The organism is Rhizobium sp. O111, from assembly GCF_055616315.1.
In genome coordinates this window covers 595,079-609,131 of the sequence record NZ_JBSHXL010000001.1, presented here as the reverse complement: position 1 = coordinate 609,131, position 14,053 = coordinate 595,079, and the positions used below count along the sequence as shown (strand labels likewise).

The following is a 14,053-nucleotide window of genomic DNA, read 5'->3' as shown; positions in this document are numbered from 1 at the left end:
CTAAAGCGACCTCTCCTTGATCGCCGCCTGCGCCGCAGCCAATCTGGCGATCGGCACGCGGAAGGGCGAGCAGGAGACGTAGTCGAGACCGATGCCCTCGCAGAAATGGATCGAGGCCGGATCGCCGCCGTGCTCACCGCAGATGCCGAGCTTCATGTCGGCGCGGGTGCGCCGGCCGCGCTCGGTGGCGATGCGGATCAGCTCGCCGACACCATCGAAATCCAGCGAGATGAACGGATCATGCTCGATGATGCCCTTGCGCTGGTAAGTCGGGATGAAGGCCGAGGCGTCGTCGCGCGAGATGCCGAAGGTGGTCTGCGTCAGATCGTTGGTGCCGAAGGAGAAGAATTCGGCGGCTTCGGCGATGATGTGGGCGCGCAGTGCCGCGCGCGGCAGCTCGATCATCGTGCCGACGAGGTAATCGATCTGCATCTCGGCTTCCGTCATCACATCGCGGGCGATGGCGTCGATGCGATCCTTGACGTAATCGAGCTCGGAGCGCAGGCCGACAAGCGGCACCATGATCTCCGGCACGACGGCGGCACCCGTCTCGCGCGCCGCATGGACGGCTGCCTCGAAAATGGCGCGCGCCTGCATCTCGACGATCTCGGGATAGGAGATCGCAAGGCGGCAGCCGCGATGGCCGAGCATCGGGTTGAACTCGTGCAGCGCATCGACGCGCTGGCGAAGTGCTGTTGCGTCCATGTTCATGGCGGCCGCGACATCGGCGATTTCCTCGTCGGTCTTCGGCAGGAATTCGTGCAGCGGCGGATCAAGCAGGCGGATCGTTACCGGCAGGCCGTGCATGACGTTGAAGAGGCTCTCGAAATCCTCGCGCTGCATGGGTAGCAGCCTGTCGAGCGCCGTGCGCCGCCCCGCCTCGTCCTCGGCCAGGATCATCTCGCGCATGACATGGATGCGCTCGCCCTCGAAGAACATGTGCTCGGTGCGGCAAAGGCCGATGCCTTCGGCGCCGAAGGAGCGCGCGGCGCGCGCGTCGGCGGGCGTATCGGCGTTGGTGCGCACCGTCATGCGGCGGACGCGATCGGCCCACTCCATGATGCGGCCGAAATCGCCCGAGAGCGCCGGCTGCACCATCGGCACCTCGCCCTTCAGCACCTGCCCGGCCGATCCGTCGATGGTGATGATATCGCCCTTCTTCAGCGTCACGCCCATGCCGATCAGCCGCTCGTTGCGCAGATCAATGCGCATGGTGCCTGCGCCGACGACGCAGGGGATGCCCATGCCGCGGGCAACGACGGCCGCATGGCTGGTCATGCCGCCACGGGTCGTCAGGATACCTTCGGCGGCATGCATGCCGTGGATGTCCTCGGGGCTGGTCTCGACGCGAAGCAGAATGACCTTGCGCCCCTCCTCTTCCGCCATGACAGCCTCTTCGGCGGTAAAGACGATCTCGCCGGATGCAGCACCCGGTGATGCCGGAAGGCCGGTGCCGATCACCTCGCGCGCAACGCGGGGGTCAATGGTCGGATGCAGCAGCTGATCGAGCGAGGACGGCTCGATGCGCAGCACCGCCTGCTCCTCGGTGATCATCTTCTCGTCCACCATATCGACGGCGATCTTCATCGCCGCGCGGGTCGAGCGCTTGCCTGCGCGCGTCTGCAGCATCCACAGCGTGCCGCGCTCGATGGTGAACTCGATATCCTGCATGTCGAGATAATGGCCCTCGAGACGATCGCAGATCGAAACGAACTCCCTGAAGGCCTCCGGCATCAGCTTTTCCATCGACGGCCGGTCGGAGCCGGAGGAGATGCGGGCTTCCTCGGTGATGCTCTGCGGCGTGCGAATGCCGGCGACGACGTCCTCGCCTTGGGCATTGACCAGAAACTCGCCGTAGAGCGACTTTTCGCCGGTCGACGGGTTGCGGGTGAAGGCGACGCCGGTGGCCGACGAGTTGCCGAGGTTGCCGAAGACCATCGCCTGGATATTGACGGCGGTGCCCCAGCTTTCGGGAATATTGTGGAGATGGCGATAGGTGACGGCGCGCGCGCTCATCCAGCTCGAAAACACCGCACCGACAGCGCCCCAGAGCTGCACCTGCGGATCCTGCGGGAACTCCTCGCCGAGTTCTTCTTCCAACACCGCCTTGTAGAGATGGACGACGTGCTGCCATTCGCTCGCGGTCATCTCGGTATCGTATTCGTAGCCGTGGCGGGCCTTCTCGTCTTCCAGGATTTCCTCGAAGACCTCGTTGTCGAGGCCCATGACGACATCGGCGTACATCTGGATGAAGCGGCGGTAGCTATCCCAGGCAAAGCGCGCGTCGCCGGCATCGTGGCCGAGCGCCTGAACGGTTTCGTCGTTGAGCCCGAGGTTCAGCACCGTGTCCATCATGCCTGGCATCGATACGCGCGCACCGGAGCGGACCGACAAGAGCAACGGACTGGCGCCCGCGCCGAAGCGACGGCCGGTGACGGCCTCTATGCTCGATATGCCTGCCAGCACCTGCTGGCGCACCTCATCGGATATGCGGCGGCCATCGCGATAATAGGCGGAACAGGCGTCGGCGGTGATGGTCAGGCCGGGGGGAACGGGCAGGCCGAGGCTGCACATCTCCGCGAGATTGGCCCCCTTGCCGCCCAGCATCTCATGGTCGAGCGCTCGCCCCTCCGCCGCACCATTACCGAATGTATAGACCCACTTGGTCATGCTCTCCCCAACACCAAAATCGGGATCAGCTTAATCCCTTGGTGTTAAAATGAAAATCGCACAAATACGGCCAAAATGTTGCAGTGCACAACATCCGCGTATTCAAGCCGTTTGAATTTTCAGGAAGAGTAATAAAGCTTTGCGGGACCGCAACAAAGTCCCGCAAAGCCTTATTTCCGTCCGGCCAGGAAAACCGGACGGGGGGTTCAGCATGCCGATACAACGTGGAGGAAGCCTCAACACATGCGCACGGCAATCTGTACGCAAAACCGGTGGCGCGATCCCTGCGGACCGCACATACAGTTTCTTCTAATGCAAGATGGGTAAAAAGGCATCACCTTATTGGGTGAGAAGCCCATTCAGGCCTGACTTTTTTTGGGTGTTTCGCCTTGACCTCAGGCGATCTCGCGCAATTGTTCGGCGGTTTGCAGGTCGACGGAGACCAGCTGCGACACGCCCTGTTCCGCCATCGTCACGCCGAAGAGGCGGTTCATGCGGGCCATGGTGATCGGGTTGTGGGTGATGATGACAAATCGCGTCTCGGTGGAGGCCGCCATCTCGTCCATCAGGTTGCAGTAGCGTTCGACGTTGTGATCGTCGAGCGGTGCGTCCACTTCGTCGAGCACGCAGATCGGCGCCGGGTTGGTGAGAAACACCGCGAAGATCAGCGCCATCGCCGTCAGCGCCTGCTCGCCGCCCGAGAGCAGCGTCATGGTCTGCGGCTTCTTGCCCGGCGGGCGGGCGAGGATTTCGAGGCCGGCTTCCAGCGGATCGTCGGATTCGATCAACTGCAGCTCGGCCGTGCCGCCACCGAACAGATGGGTGAAGAGGCGCTGGAACTGGGTGTTGACCACATCGAAGGCGGCGATCAGGCGCTCGCGGCCTTCGCGGTTCAGGCTCTGGATGGCGCCGCGCAGCTTGCGGATCGCGTCGATGACGTCGTCGCGCTCCTTGATCAGCGCCGCCAGCCGGTCGCTCAGTTCCTTCTGCTCTTCCTCGGCGCGCAGGTTGACGGCGCCGAGCCGTTCGCGCTCCATCTTCAGCCGTTCCAGCTCGCGCTCGACCTCGCGCAGATCAGGCATCGCCTGCATGGCATCGAGACCGGCGAGCCGGAAGGCTTCGTGCGGGGCGACGTTCAGCGCCTCGCGGATGCGCGCCTCGGTCTCCACGCGCTTTTCGCGGGCCGAGACCAGCCGCTCTTCGGCGCGGCCGCGGCGTTCGCGACTTTCGGCGAGCTCGGAGAGCGCAATCGCCGCCTTGTGATCGACATCGCGCTGCATCAGCTCGGCCTGCGCCAACAGGTCGGCGGCGGCGCGGCGTGCGTCGTCAGCCTTCTGCAGCTCGTTCAGCAGGCCCCGGCGCTTGTCGTCGAATTCGTCCGGCGCCATTTCGAGATCGGCGGCTTCCTCGCGGGCTTCCTCTTCGCGGTCGCGCAGCGTCGCGATGTGGTCCTCGGCACTTGCGGCGCGCTGGCGCCAGGTCTCGCGCTCCTGGCCGATGGCGATGATGCGGCGCTGGCGGGCGTCGTTTTCACGATTCAGGCTCTCGTGGCGGGCGCGGGCCTCGGCAAGGGCGCCGCGATCGGTGGCGACATCGGCCTGCTGCAGCCGCAAGCGCTCATCGAGTGCCGAGAGATCCGGCGCGTCGTCGAGCTCGATGCGGGCGTTTTCTTCCTGGATGGCGATGTCTTCGAGCTGGCTCTGCAGCTGGCTGATGGCTTCGGCAATGACATCGCGGCGGCGGATGAGATCGCCGGAGGCGCGCTCGGCAGCAGCCAGCGCCTCGCGGGCTTCCGCCAGCTGGCGCGCCGCCATGCGCGCGGTATCGCGGGCTTCGGCCAGGCGATGTTCCTCGCCCGAGATAGCTTCGGCCGCGATCGCCAGCTGCTCTTCGGCTTCAGCCAACACGTCGCGGGCGATCGATGCTTCGCTCTCGAGCTCGGAGAGACGGTTCTTCTGGGCCAGACGGAGGGCTGCCGCACTCGGCGCATCGGCGCCGGTGACGTGGCCATCCCAGCGGTAGACGGCGCCATCGCGGGTGACGAGGCGCTGGCCAGGCTTGAGGCTCGCCATCAGGCCAGGCGCATCGGCGTCGGAGACGAGGCCGATCTGCTTGAGGCGGCGAGCAAGGGCGGCCGGCGCGCGGACATGCGTGATCAGCGGCGTGACGCCAGAGGGCAGCACTGGATCGGCCGCGCCATCGCCGTTCTCCGACCAGTGGGCCGGTGCCTTCGGGTCGAGCGGGGATTCGAGATCGTCACCGAGGGCAGCACCCACGGCGGTCTCGAAGCCGCGATCGACCTTGAGATCATCGGCGACAGGCGCGAATTCGCCGGCGGTGGCACCGGATGCCAGCATACGGGAAATGGTGCGCGCTTCGGTCTCGATGGCGTTCAGCTGGGCGCGGGCCTGATCGACCGGCGCGCGCGACATCGCCTCCGTCTGCCGGGCAGCGGCCAGCGCCTGCTCGACCGCCTGGATGGCGGCTTCGGCCTCGGCCACAGCGCTTTCGCCGGCTTCGACCACCATGCGCTTCTCGTCGGGATCGGGCAGCGTCGCGATGCGCTCGCCGATGCCTGACAGCTCACGATTGGCCTCGTCCATCTGGCGCTCGAGCCGCATCTTGCGATCTGAAAGATCGCGGATGGCGCGTTCGAGCTGGTTGCGGCCGGCGGCGGCCTCGGCGCGTTCCGATGTCAGGCCGGCGAAGATGCGCTCGCTGTCGGCAAGCTTGGCGGCGGCTTCCTCGAAGGCCTCGCGGGTCTCTTCCGCGTAACGGCCGGAATCGGCGAGGATCTCGTTGATCTCGGCTTCCTCGGCATCGAGGCGCTGGAGGATCTCGGCATTGTCGGCGACGAGCCGTTCCTCGCGCCTGATATCCTCCGAGAGCTGCGCCAGGCGGCGGGTGAGCTCATCGCGACGGCGCAGGATGCGGTTGGCGTCTTCTTCCAGCTGGGTCTTGGCGATCTGCAGGCGCTGCAGCGCGGCCGCGGCGCGGGCCTCGCCTTCGCGCAGTTCAGGGAGCTTGAGGCTCGATATGCCTTGAGACTTGGCGGCCTCCATCTGCATCTGCGCCTTTTCGGCGACGATGGAGGTGGCCTGGTTGAGCGCGCTGTCGGCCTCGGCCTCCGCCTCCTTGGCCTGCACCCAGCGGATATGCAGGAGCATCGCCTCGCGGGCGCGGATATCGGCGGAGAGCGACTTGAAACGATTGGCCTGGCGGGCCTGGCGCTTCAGGCTCTCGATCTGGCTTTCGAGCTGCGATGTCACGTCGTCGAGACGCTCGAGATTGCTTTCGGCGGCGCGCAGGCGAAGCTCGGCCTCGTGGCGGCGCGAATGCAGGCCGGAAATGCCGGCGGCCTCTTCCAGCAACTGGCGGCGGGCCTGCGGCTTGGCCGAGATCAGCTCGCCGATACGCCCCTGCCCGACCATCGACGGCGAACGGGCACCGGTGGAGGCGTCGGCGAAGAGCAGCTGCACATCCTTGGCGCGGCTTTCCTTGCCGTTGATGCGGTAGACGGAGCCCTGCTCGCGCTCGATGCGACGGGTGACCTGGATCTCGTCGCTGTCGTTGAAGCCGGCAGGCGCCGTGCGGTCGGCATTGTCGAGATAGAGCGCCACCTCGGCGGTGTTGCGGGCGGGGCGATTGCCGGAACCGGAAAAGATCACGTCGTCCATGCCGGACGCGCGCATGTTCTTGTACGAGTTCTCGCCCATCACCCAGCGAAGGGCCTCGACAAGATTGGACTTGCCGCAGCCATTCGGCCCGACGACACCGGTCAGGCCGCGCTCGATGACGAATTCAGCGGGTTCGACGAAGGATTTGAAGCCGACGAGGCGGAGCTTGTTGAACTTCATGCGGTGGACCTCGGAAGCCGGAGCCCCCTCATCCGCCTGCCGGCACCTTCTCCCCGCTGGGGAGAAGAGACTCGGAGCTGGCCACTCGCTCTACCTCCCCTTCTCCCCCACGGGGAGAAGGTGGCCCGAAGGGTCGGATGAGGGGGCCGCGCGCGCAAACTTCGCAGCAACGAAAAAACGGGCGCACGGCTTCCGCCGTCGCCCGTCTTATAGGAACGGCTCAGCTTAAAGCAGGCTGTCGATAAGGGCCGACATGATGTCAACCGACATGTCTCCAGAGTAGCGCTTCCCGTTGATGAGGAAAGTCGGCGTGGCGTTGACGCCGAAATCCTTGGAACCCCGTTCCCGCGTCGCGTTCACTTCATCCAGCAGCTTCTGGTTCGTCAAGCACTTCGTGAAGCTTTCCTCACTAAATCCAGCGAGTTTGGACATCTGGAGGAGTGCGGTGCGGCCATCTTCGGCGGCGGCCCAGGTCTGCTGCTGCTTGAAGAGCATCGAGACCATCGGGAAATACTGCTCCGGCGTGCTCAGATCTTCGGGCTTGGACGGATTGCAGCGGGCCAGCATGAAGGCTGCGGCAGCGCGCGGGTCGAAGGGGAATTCGCGGATGATGAAGCGAGCTTTGCCGGTGTCGACATACTTCTTCTTGATCTCGTCGAAGGTGGTGGTGTGGAAGTGCGCGCAGTGCGGGCAGGTCATCGACATGTATTCGACGATGGTGACCTTGGCGTCTTCCTTGCCCAGCGCCATTTCCGGCAGAGCGCCCGGCTTCAGCACGGCTTCCATATCGACATCGCCGTCGGACTTCGGAATTTCCACAGCCGCATTGGCGCTGCTGAAGACCGCCAGGCTGGCGGTCGCGGCAGCTGCGCCGCCCAGGAGCTGGCGCTTGGTCAGTTGCATTTCGGACATCTGCATAATTTCCTCATAAATGAGAGTAGCGGCTGGAAGTGCGATATAACGGCTGATCGCCGCTAACAAGGCACGCATGAACGAGTTTCTTCAAACAATTGTGACCTTGATGGGACGAAGGGACGGGAGTGGCAAGCAACTCTTGATTTTATTTGGCGCGGGAGGCGGCGTTTAGTCCTTGCCTTCGCGTCTCATGCGCTCAGCATGGCGACGCTCGATGCGATCGAAAACCGCATCCTCATCAATATCATCGCTTGGGTCGTCGATTGCTTCGCGAATTTTTCTACGCATCACCTCATCTGAAAGAGGCGTAGTCTCGCCTGTTGTGCCAATTGACCGCTTGTTTGACATTCTTATCTCCTCGCCACACTGGCGGCCGAGGCTCTACCGCCCCTTCTTCCCCAACACTGCCGTGCCCAACCGCTTCACCGCCTCACGCAGCTTCTCATTGTCGATGCCCTCCATCATCCCCTCCAGCCGGCGCGCCGCCTCGCCTTTCAGGGGTGGTGGGGTGCGGGAGCGTTTGAAGGCTTGGGAGACCGGTTTCTGGACAATGCGGATCTGGTGGACGGCGGAGAAGCCGAAGAAGCTGTTGATGCGCTGGATGAGCTCGCCCTGCGCATGCGTGAGGAACAAGGCGCGGGCGCCCTCGCAGGCGATGGTCAAGACGCCGGGGCGGAAGCTGCCGTCATCGCCGCCGCGCGCCCAGGCGATCTTTTCCGGCCGGGTGCAATCGGCGAAATCCTCGCCGGCGATCTCATCCCAGGAGCCGAGCAGCGCCGTGTTGATGCCGGCGCGCTTGGCGAGCACGGGGTCGATCAGGCCGTTGGCCAGTTCGGAGATCTGTTTTTCACCTTTGCGTGGATAACTCATGGAAACCTTTGGATGCCGCCGCTATCGGGCGCCGCCGCCTTGATCGGGCGGCAATGCTTCGCCAAGTATAGGGCACTTCCCCTCCGCACGGCAAATGATGACCTTAAAGACCACCACCGCGCCCTTAGCAAAGCCCCTGCTCGACTGGTACGATCGCCATCACCGCGACCTGCCTTGGCGCGTTTCTCCGCCGATGGCAAAGCGCGGGATCACACCGGATCCCTATCATGTGTGGCTTTCCGAGGTCATGCTGCAGCAAACCACGGTTCCAGCAGTCAAAGCCTATTTCCTGAAATTCCTCGCGCGCTGGCCAACGGTTGATGATCTCGCCGCCGCACCCAGCGAGGACGTGATGGCGGCATGGGCGGGGCTTGGCTATTACGCCCGTGCGCGCAACCTGAAGAAATGCGCCGAGGCCGTGGCGTACGAACATGGCGGCGTGTTTCCGGATACCGAGGAAGGGCTGAAGGCGCTGCCGGGGATCGGCGATTATACCGCAGCGGCGGTGGCGGCGATCGCGTTCAACCGGCAGGCATCGGTGATGGACGGCAATATCGAGCGGGTGATCTCGCGGCTTTACGCGATCTCGACGCCGCTGCCTGCAGCCAAGCCGTTGATGAAGCAGGAGGTGGCGCTGTTGACGCCGGCGGACAGGCCGGGCGATTTCGCGCAAGCGATGATGGATCTCGGCGCCACGATCTGTACGCCGAAGCGGCCCGCCTGCGCGCTCTGTCCCTTCAACGGATCGTGCGAGGCGCTGGCGCTTCACGATCCCGAGCATTTCCCGGTCAAGGCCGCCAAGAAAGCCAAGCCCGTTCGCGTCGGCGCCGCCTTCGTGGCGGTGACATCAGATGGCGAGGTTCTGTTGCGACGCAGGATCGAGAGCGGGCTGCTCGGCGGCATGACCGAGGTGCCGACGACGGGCTGGACGGCGCGGATCGACGGCGAGACCTCGACGGACGCAGCCCCCTTCCCGGCCGACTGGCAGCCATCGGGCACTGTCACCCATGTCTTCACCCATTTCGAGCTCAGGCTTTCGATCTGGCGCGTGGCGATCTCCGCCAGGATCGAAGGGGATGACGGATGGTGGGAGCCGGTTACAAATCTTGACGCGCAGGCATTGCCCACAGTCATGAAAAAAGCGATCACAGCGGCTATTCCACGCGCGTTTCAACAGTCCAAGGACGGATAAATGCCTATTGATCATATCGTTTTCGATATCGGAAAAGTTCTTATCCACTACGATCCGAACATTCCCTTCAGCCGCATCATTCCGGATGCGACCGAGCGGCAGTGGTTTTTCGACAATGTCTGCACCCACGACTGGAACATCGAGCAGGACCGCGGCCGCACATGGGCGGATGCCGAGGCGCTTTTGATCGACAAGCACCCCGATCGCGAGGAACACATCCGCGCCTTCCGCAAGCACTGGCACGAGATGGTATCGCATTCCTACGACGACAGCGTCGCCATCATGGAAGGGCTGATCGCTGAGGGACGCGACGTGACGATGCTGACGAACTTCGCCTCCGACACGTTCCGCGAAGCACAGGTGCGCTTCCCCTTCCTCACCAAGCCGCGCGGCGTTACCGTCTCGGGCGATATCGGCCTGATCAAGCCTGATATCGCTATCTACGAAGCGCACACAGAGAGCTTCGGCCTCAATCCGGCAACGACGATCTTCATCGACGATTCGGCGCCCAACATCGAAGGCGCCAAGAAGGCGGGATGGGACGCGGTGCTCTTCACCGGCGCCGAGCAGCTGCGGGCCGATCTTGCAGAACGCGGCGTGAGGGTCTGATCATGGCATTCGATCCAGTCAAGGAAATCACCCTGTTTCACGACGCGATCAACAGGCTCGACTACCAGATGATCGAAGACTATTTCGCCGAGGACGCGACCTATGTCTCGAACGGCGTCGGCAGTCTTGCGGGCCGCGACGAGATCATGACGGCGTTCCGCAAATATTTCGACGACTACCCCGACCAGACAGCCTTCAACACGCTTGTCGAGCGCGTCAGCCCCTATGCTGGGCGCGCCGTATGGTCGGTGCGTGCCACGCACAGCAAGACCGGTAAGCAGCTGGTGCGTGAGGGCGAGGAGACGATCACCTTCAACGAAGAGGGACGCGTGACGCGGGTGGATGTGAAGGATTACCAAGACTTCTAAGCCAGGCCTCCCTCCCTGCCCGCGAAGAGAAACCGTAAATCTCTCATCGCCTTAGGAACAATCAGCGCCGTTGACGGTTTTGTGAGGACCCGCGCATGACGCGGTTTCGAGCAAACGATAAGTCAGCCGTGCTGACGGGAGGTTATGATGGGTAGAGGTATCTTGCTGTGGTTTCTGGGCGTTCCGATCCCGCTGATCCTGATCATCCTGCTGTTCTGGCACTAGGGGGTCGGCGATGTCCTTTACCTCCTCCGCCGTGGTGACCGACGCACCACTGGAATCATCGGCTCCCGCCGTCAGCTGGGGGCCGATCATCGCCGGCACGCTGGCCGCCACCGCGATCTCCTTGATCTTCATCCTCATCGGCTCCGGCCTTGGCCTGACCATGGTATCGCCCTGGTCGCATGACAACGCCTCGCTGACCGCGATCGGCGCAACGGCCGCGATCTGGCTGATCGTCGTGCAATGGGTTTCGGCCGCGCTCGGCGGTTATCTGACCGGCCGGTTGCGGACCAAATGGGTCGGCGTCCACACGTACGAGGTTTTCTTCCGCGATACCGCGCATGGCTTCCTCTCCTGGGCGCTGGCAACAGTGGTCGTTGCCGGATTGCTGGGATCGGCGCTGTCATCTGTGATCAGCACCGGCACGCAGGCCACCGCAACAGCGGTGGGAGCAGTCGGCGCCGCAGGTGCCGGGGCGGCTGTCAGCGCCAGCGACAATACGAGCGGCTTCTCGCCGGCCTACTTCACCGACGCCTTGCTGCGCCCGGCCAATACGGCGCCTGCGGCCGGCAACCAGAGCGATGAAGCGGTCAATGCCCAGGTGACGCGCGTGCTGGTGAACGGCATTGTCGACGGCAAGCTTTCGGCCGATGACCAGGCCTTTGTCGAGCAGGTGGTTGCTGCCCGCACCGGCCTTTCCGCGACCGATGCCAAGGCACGCGTCGATGCCGTCATGAAGCGCATCGACGACGCCAAGCTTGCTGCCAAGGAGGCTGCGGATAACGCCCGCAAGACGGCTTCGGCGGTTGCCCTGTTCGGCGCACTGTCGCTGTTCGTCGGCGCCTTCATCGCCAGTGTCGCCGCCGCAATCGGCGGACGCCAGCGCGACGAGGATGAAGAGCGGATGGCGTTACTGCGCCGCTAAGCGGTGAAGCTGAAAACTGAAAAGACGCTCGGAGCGATCCGGGCGTCTTTTGCTGTCTTGGAAGTCCTGAACTGAAGACGCCCGGGGTATGATCCCGGGCGCCTTTTGCCGTCTTCCGCAACTGGAGGTACAAAAACCGGTCGACGGCAGTCTCGATCGGGCCTTTCGCGGATCAGCCCGCGTTTGCCAGATCACTGCGGATGACGGCTCTGAGATCGTCGATCGGGCGCAGGGATTGCCCATCGTCGAAGTGCCAGAACGTCCATCCGTTGCATGCGTCGAAACCCTGGACCTTTGCGCCCATTCTGTGGATCGAACCCGCCTCGCCGCCTGCCGTAACCGTGCCGTCGGCGCGAACGATCGCGCTATAGCGGCGCTTGGCGTCGGTCAGCACCTGGCCGGGCTTGATGAGGCCGCTTTCGACCAGCGTGTTGAAGGCCACGCGGACCTCCTGCTTCTTGCCGGTCATAACCGTCAATTCCGCCTTGCCGAGCGGCTCGACTGCCTCGATGCGGGCGGAGGCCGCGTCGATATAATCCTGCTCGCGCTCGATGCCGACGAAGTGGCGGCCGAGGCGCTTGGCGACGGCGCCCGTGGTACCCGAACCGAAGAACGGATCGAGGATGATGTCGCCCGGCTTCGAAGAGGCCATGATGACACGGGCAAGCAGCGCTTCCGGCTTCTGCGTCGGATGCACCTTCTTGCCGTCCTCGCCCTTCAGGCGCTCATGGCCGTTGCAGATCGGGAACAGCCAGTCGGAGCGCATCTGGACGTCGTCGTTCGAGGCCTTGAGCGCATCGTAGTTGAAGGTGTAGCCCTTGGCCTTAGCATTCGGGCTCGCCCAGATCATCGTCTCATGTGCGTTCTGGAAACGACGGCCCTTGAAGTTCGGCATCGGGTTGGTCTTGCGCCAGACGATGTCGTTCAAGATCCAGAAGTTCAGATCCTGCAGCGTGGCGCCGACGCGGAAGATGTTGTGATAGGAGCCGATGACCCAGAGCGTGCCCGTCGGCTTCAGCACGCGGCGGCAGGCGAGCAGCCAGGCGCGGGTGAAGGCATCGTATGCTTCGAAGGAGGCGAACTGGTCCCATTCGTCGTCGACCGCATCGACCAGCGACTGATCGGGACGATGCAGATTGCCGCCGAGCTGCAGGTTATAGGGCGGATCGGCGAAAATGACGTCGACGGAATGGGTCGGGAGGGCTTCAAGAGCGGCAACGCAATCGCCCTTGATGATCGTGTCGATCCAGGAATCCGGCTTTGCGGAGGCCTTGAGATCGGCAAGCGGAAATACAGACGCCATCTTTTAACTCGCTCATACACATTACGCTCTTTACTGTCTGTTATGGTTACTCATCTTGGTTACCAAAGCCTGAACCGGGGTGCGATTTCGGGAAAATAAAATCGCCAGCGCGCGTCACGTGGCACGCACTTGCCGGTTTGCAGGCTATTGCCTATGATTGAATTCTCAGGAGCGAACACGCGATGCGATCGACCAAGGCAGCCGAAAGCTCAGGCAAGCAACCGTCCCGGAAGAGCATTCTGGCGGGAGAGTTGACCGATGAAGAAATTCGGCTGATCCGCAATGCGCGCGTTGAAACCGATGCGCCTTACGAACTTGACGATCTCGATGAGGATGGAAAGCTCAGCCCTTCGAAACGGCCGGGCTGATCCTTAACCCACCGCATCATGCACCGCCCGGCTATCCGCCGGCGCCTCGTCCCGCTCCTTCATTCCGTAATCGCGCACGACATGGCCGATGCGCAAACGGTAATCCGCGAAGATGCCACCGCGGCCGGCGGCTTGGGCGGCGCGGTGGTGTTCGAGGTTGCGCCAGCGTTTGACCGCTCCCTCGTCGCGCCAGAAGGAGAGCGAGAGCAGCTTGCCGCGCATCGTCAGGCTTTCGAAGCGCTCGATGGAGATGAAGCCATCCATCTTTTCCAATTCGGCGCGCAGTTCGCCGGCGAGGTCGAGATAGGTGTGGCGCTCGCCCATATAGGGCAGGACTTCGAAGATGACGGCGATCATGGCAGCACCTTTGCGACGTGGGGGAGCGAGACGTTCTTCAGGAAGATGCGGTCTTCCTTGAGGATAAAACGTTCGCGTCTTGCGAATTCGTAGTTCTCGCGGCCGAGCGGGTCGGCGGTCAGGCGGGCGCGGTAGGCTTCGTAGGCGGCGAGGCTTTCGATGTTGTAGACGCCGTAAGCCGTCGTTGCCGAACCCTCGTGCGGGGCGAAATAGCCGATGAGATCGGCGCCGTTGCGCGGGATCGCCTCGCCCCAATTGCGCGCGTATTCGGCGAAGGCATCCTTCTTGAACGGGTCGATTTCGTAGCGGATGAAGCAGGTGATCATCTTTTTTCTCCTTGATTGCAGGATGGTTTTGCCATGTTGCGAGACGGAGATGCTTCGGCTACGGTCGAAGT

At 63.4% G+C, this 14,053-nt stretch carries 13 protein-coding genes; 5 read left to right on the top strand and 8 right to left on the bottom strand.

Going from position 1 to position 14,053, the window contains the following annotated elements; translation table 11 throughout:
* From ppdK to ACVTFQ_RS03000, 5 genes are all read right to left on the bottom strand, one after another.
* Complete coding sequence (gene ppdK / locus ACVTFQ_RS03020; protein ID WP_111564364.1) at positions 1-2,670, bottom strand: pyruvate, phosphate dikinase; 2,670 nt, start codon at positions 2,668-2,670, stop codon at positions 1-3.
* Positions 2,671-3,065: 395 nt separating this feature from the next.
* Positions 3,066-6,527 (bottom strand): chromosome segregation SMC family protein, encoded by a 3,462-nt coding sequence (locus ACVTFQ_RS03015; protein WP_111564466.1) that lies wholly within the window; start codon positions 6,525-6,527, stop codon positions 3,066-3,068.
* A 225-nt stretch (positions 6,528-6,752) separates the two neighbouring features.
* Positions 6,753-7,445 (bottom strand): DsbA family protein, encoded by a 693-nt coding sequence (locus ACVTFQ_RS03010; RefSeq protein WP_047507864.1) that lies wholly within the window; start codon positions 7,443-7,445, stop codon positions 6,753-6,755.
* A gap of 165 nt (positions 7,446-7,610) precedes the next feature.
* Positions 7,611-7,790 (bottom strand): hypothetical protein, encoded by a 180-nt coding sequence (locus ACVTFQ_RS03005; RefSeq protein WP_313761090.1) that lies wholly within the window; start codon positions 7,788-7,790, stop codon positions 7,611-7,613.
* A gap of 33 nt (positions 7,791-7,823) precedes the next feature.
* On the bottom strand, positions 7,824-8,312 hold the full coding sequence (locus ACVTFQ_RS03000) for a DUF721 domain-containing protein (protein ID WP_111564363.1): 489 nt from the start codon (positions 8,310-8,312) through the stop codon (positions 7,824-7,826).
* A gap of 94 nt (positions 8,313-8,406) precedes the next feature.
* On the opposite strand from ACVTFQ_RS03000, the gene mutY reads away from it, so the two are divergent.
* The 4 genes from mutY to ACVTFQ_RS02980 all read left to right on the top strand — a co-directional run bounded on the left by mutY (position 8,407) and on the right by ACVTFQ_RS02980 (position 11,628).
* A complete protein-coding gene (mutY, locus tag ACVTFQ_RS02995; RefSeq protein WP_111564362.1) occupies positions 8,407-9,504 on the top strand; it encodes an A/G-specific adenine glycosylase in 1,098 nt (365 codons plus the stop codon).
* Entirely contained in the window at positions 9,505-10,113 is a 609-nt protein-coding gene (locus tag ACVTFQ_RS02990; RefSeq protein ID WP_111564361.1) for an HAD family hydrolase, read from the top strand.
* Between the two features lie 2 nt (positions 10,114-10,115).
* On the top strand, positions 10,116-10,481 hold the full coding sequence (locus ACVTFQ_RS02985; RefSeq protein WP_111564360.1) for a nuclear transport factor 2 family protein: 366 nt from the start codon (positions 10,116-10,118) through the stop codon (positions 10,479-10,481).
* Between the two features lie 235 nt (positions 10,482-10,716).
* Positions 10,717-11,628, top strand: a complete 912-nt coding sequence (locus ACVTFQ_RS02980; RefSeq protein ID WP_111564359.1) for a hypothetical protein — start codon at positions 10,717-10,719, stop codon at positions 11,626-11,628.
* Positions 11,629-11,800: 172 nt separating this feature from the next.
* On the opposite strand, the gene ACVTFQ_RS02975 is transcribed toward ACVTFQ_RS02980, so the two are convergent.
* Positions 11,801-12,931 (bottom strand): site-specific DNA-methyltransferase, encoded by a 1,131-nt coding sequence (locus ACVTFQ_RS02975; RefSeq protein ID WP_047507873.1) that lies wholly within the window; start codon positions 12,929-12,931, stop codon positions 11,801-11,803.
* Positions 12,932-13,113: 182 nt separating this feature from the next.
* Between ACVTFQ_RS02975 and ACVTFQ_RS02970 the strand changes: the two genes are divergently transcribed.
* On the top strand, positions 13,114-13,299 hold the full coding sequence (locus ACVTFQ_RS02970) for a hypothetical protein (RefSeq protein WP_047507875.1): 186 nt from the start codon (positions 13,114-13,116) through the stop codon (positions 13,297-13,299).
* Positions 13,300-13,302: 3 nt separating this feature from the next.
* Here the strand turns inward: ACVTFQ_RS02970 and ACVTFQ_RS02965 are convergent, their stop codons facing one another.
* Together ACVTFQ_RS02965 and ACVTFQ_RS02960 are read right to left on the bottom strand one after the other, a co-directional pair.
* Positions 13,303-13,656, bottom strand: a complete 354-nt coding sequence (locus tag ACVTFQ_RS02965; RefSeq protein ID WP_111564358.1) for an antibiotic biosynthesis monooxygenase family protein — start codon at positions 13,654-13,656, stop codon at positions 13,303-13,305.
* Entirely contained in the window at positions 13,653-13,982 is a 330-nt protein-coding gene (locus tag ACVTFQ_RS02960; RefSeq protein ID WP_111564357.1) for an NIPSNAP family protein, read from the bottom strand. Before ACVTFQ_RS02960 ends, ACVTFQ_RS02965 begins: the two co-directional genes overlap by 4 nt.
* Between the last annotated feature and the right edge of the window lie 71 nt (positions 13,983-14,053).

What these genes read in the sequence shown, in the direction of transcription:
- ppdK (WP_111564364.1), bottom strand. Translation starts at nt 2,670, where the DNA reads ATGACCAAGTGGGTCTATACATTCGGTAATGGTGCGGCGGAGGGGCGA.
- ACVTFQ_RS03015 (WP_111564466.1), bottom strand. Translation starts at nt 6,527, where the DNA reads ATGAAGTTCAACAAGCTCCGCCTCGTCGGCTTCAAATCCTTCGTCGAA.
- ACVTFQ_RS03010 (WP_047507864.1), bottom strand. Translation starts at nt 7,445, where the DNA reads ATGCAGATGTCCGAAATGCAACTGACCAAGCGCCAGCTCCTGGGCGGC.
- ACVTFQ_RS03005 (WP_313761090.1), bottom strand. Translation starts at nt 7,790, where the DNA reads ATGTCAAACAAGCGGTCAATTGGCACAACAGGCGAGACTACGCCTCTT.
- ACVTFQ_RS03000 (WP_111564363.1), bottom strand. Translation starts at nt 8,312, where the DNA reads ATGAGTTATCCACGCAAAGGTGAAAAACAGATCTCCGAACTGGCCAAC.
- mutY (WP_111564362.1), top strand. Translation starts at nt 8,407, where the DNA reads ATGATGACCTTAAAGACCACCACCGCGCCCTTAGCAAAGCCCCTGCTC.
- ACVTFQ_RS02990 (WP_111564361.1), top strand. Translation starts at nt 9,505, where the DNA reads ATGCCTATTGATCATATCGTTTTCGATATCGGAAAAGTTCTTATCCAC.
- ACVTFQ_RS02985 (WP_111564360.1), top strand. Translation starts at nt 10,116, where the DNA reads ATGGCATTCGATCCAGTCAAGGAAATCACCCTGTTTCACGACGCGATC.
- ACVTFQ_RS02980 (WP_111564359.1), top strand. Translation starts at nt 10,717, where the DNA reads ATGTCCTTTACCTCCTCCGCCGTGGTGACCGACGCACCACTGGAATCA.
- ACVTFQ_RS02975 (WP_047507873.1), bottom strand. Translation starts at nt 12,931, where the DNA reads ATGGCGTCTGTATTTCCGCTTGCCGATCTCAAGGCCTCCGCAAAGCCG.
- ACVTFQ_RS02970 (WP_047507875.1), top strand. Translation starts at nt 13,114, where the DNA reads ATGCGATCGACCAAGGCAGCCGAAAGCTCAGGCAAGCAACCGTCCCGG.
- ACVTFQ_RS02965 (WP_111564358.1), bottom strand. Translation starts at nt 13,656, where the DNA reads ATGATCGCCGTCATCTTCGAAGTCCTGCCCTATATGGGCGAGCGCCAC.
- ACVTFQ_RS02960 (WP_111564357.1), bottom strand. Translation starts at nt 13,982, where the DNA reads ATGATCACCTGCTTCATCCGCTACGAAATCGACCCGTTCAAGAAGGAT.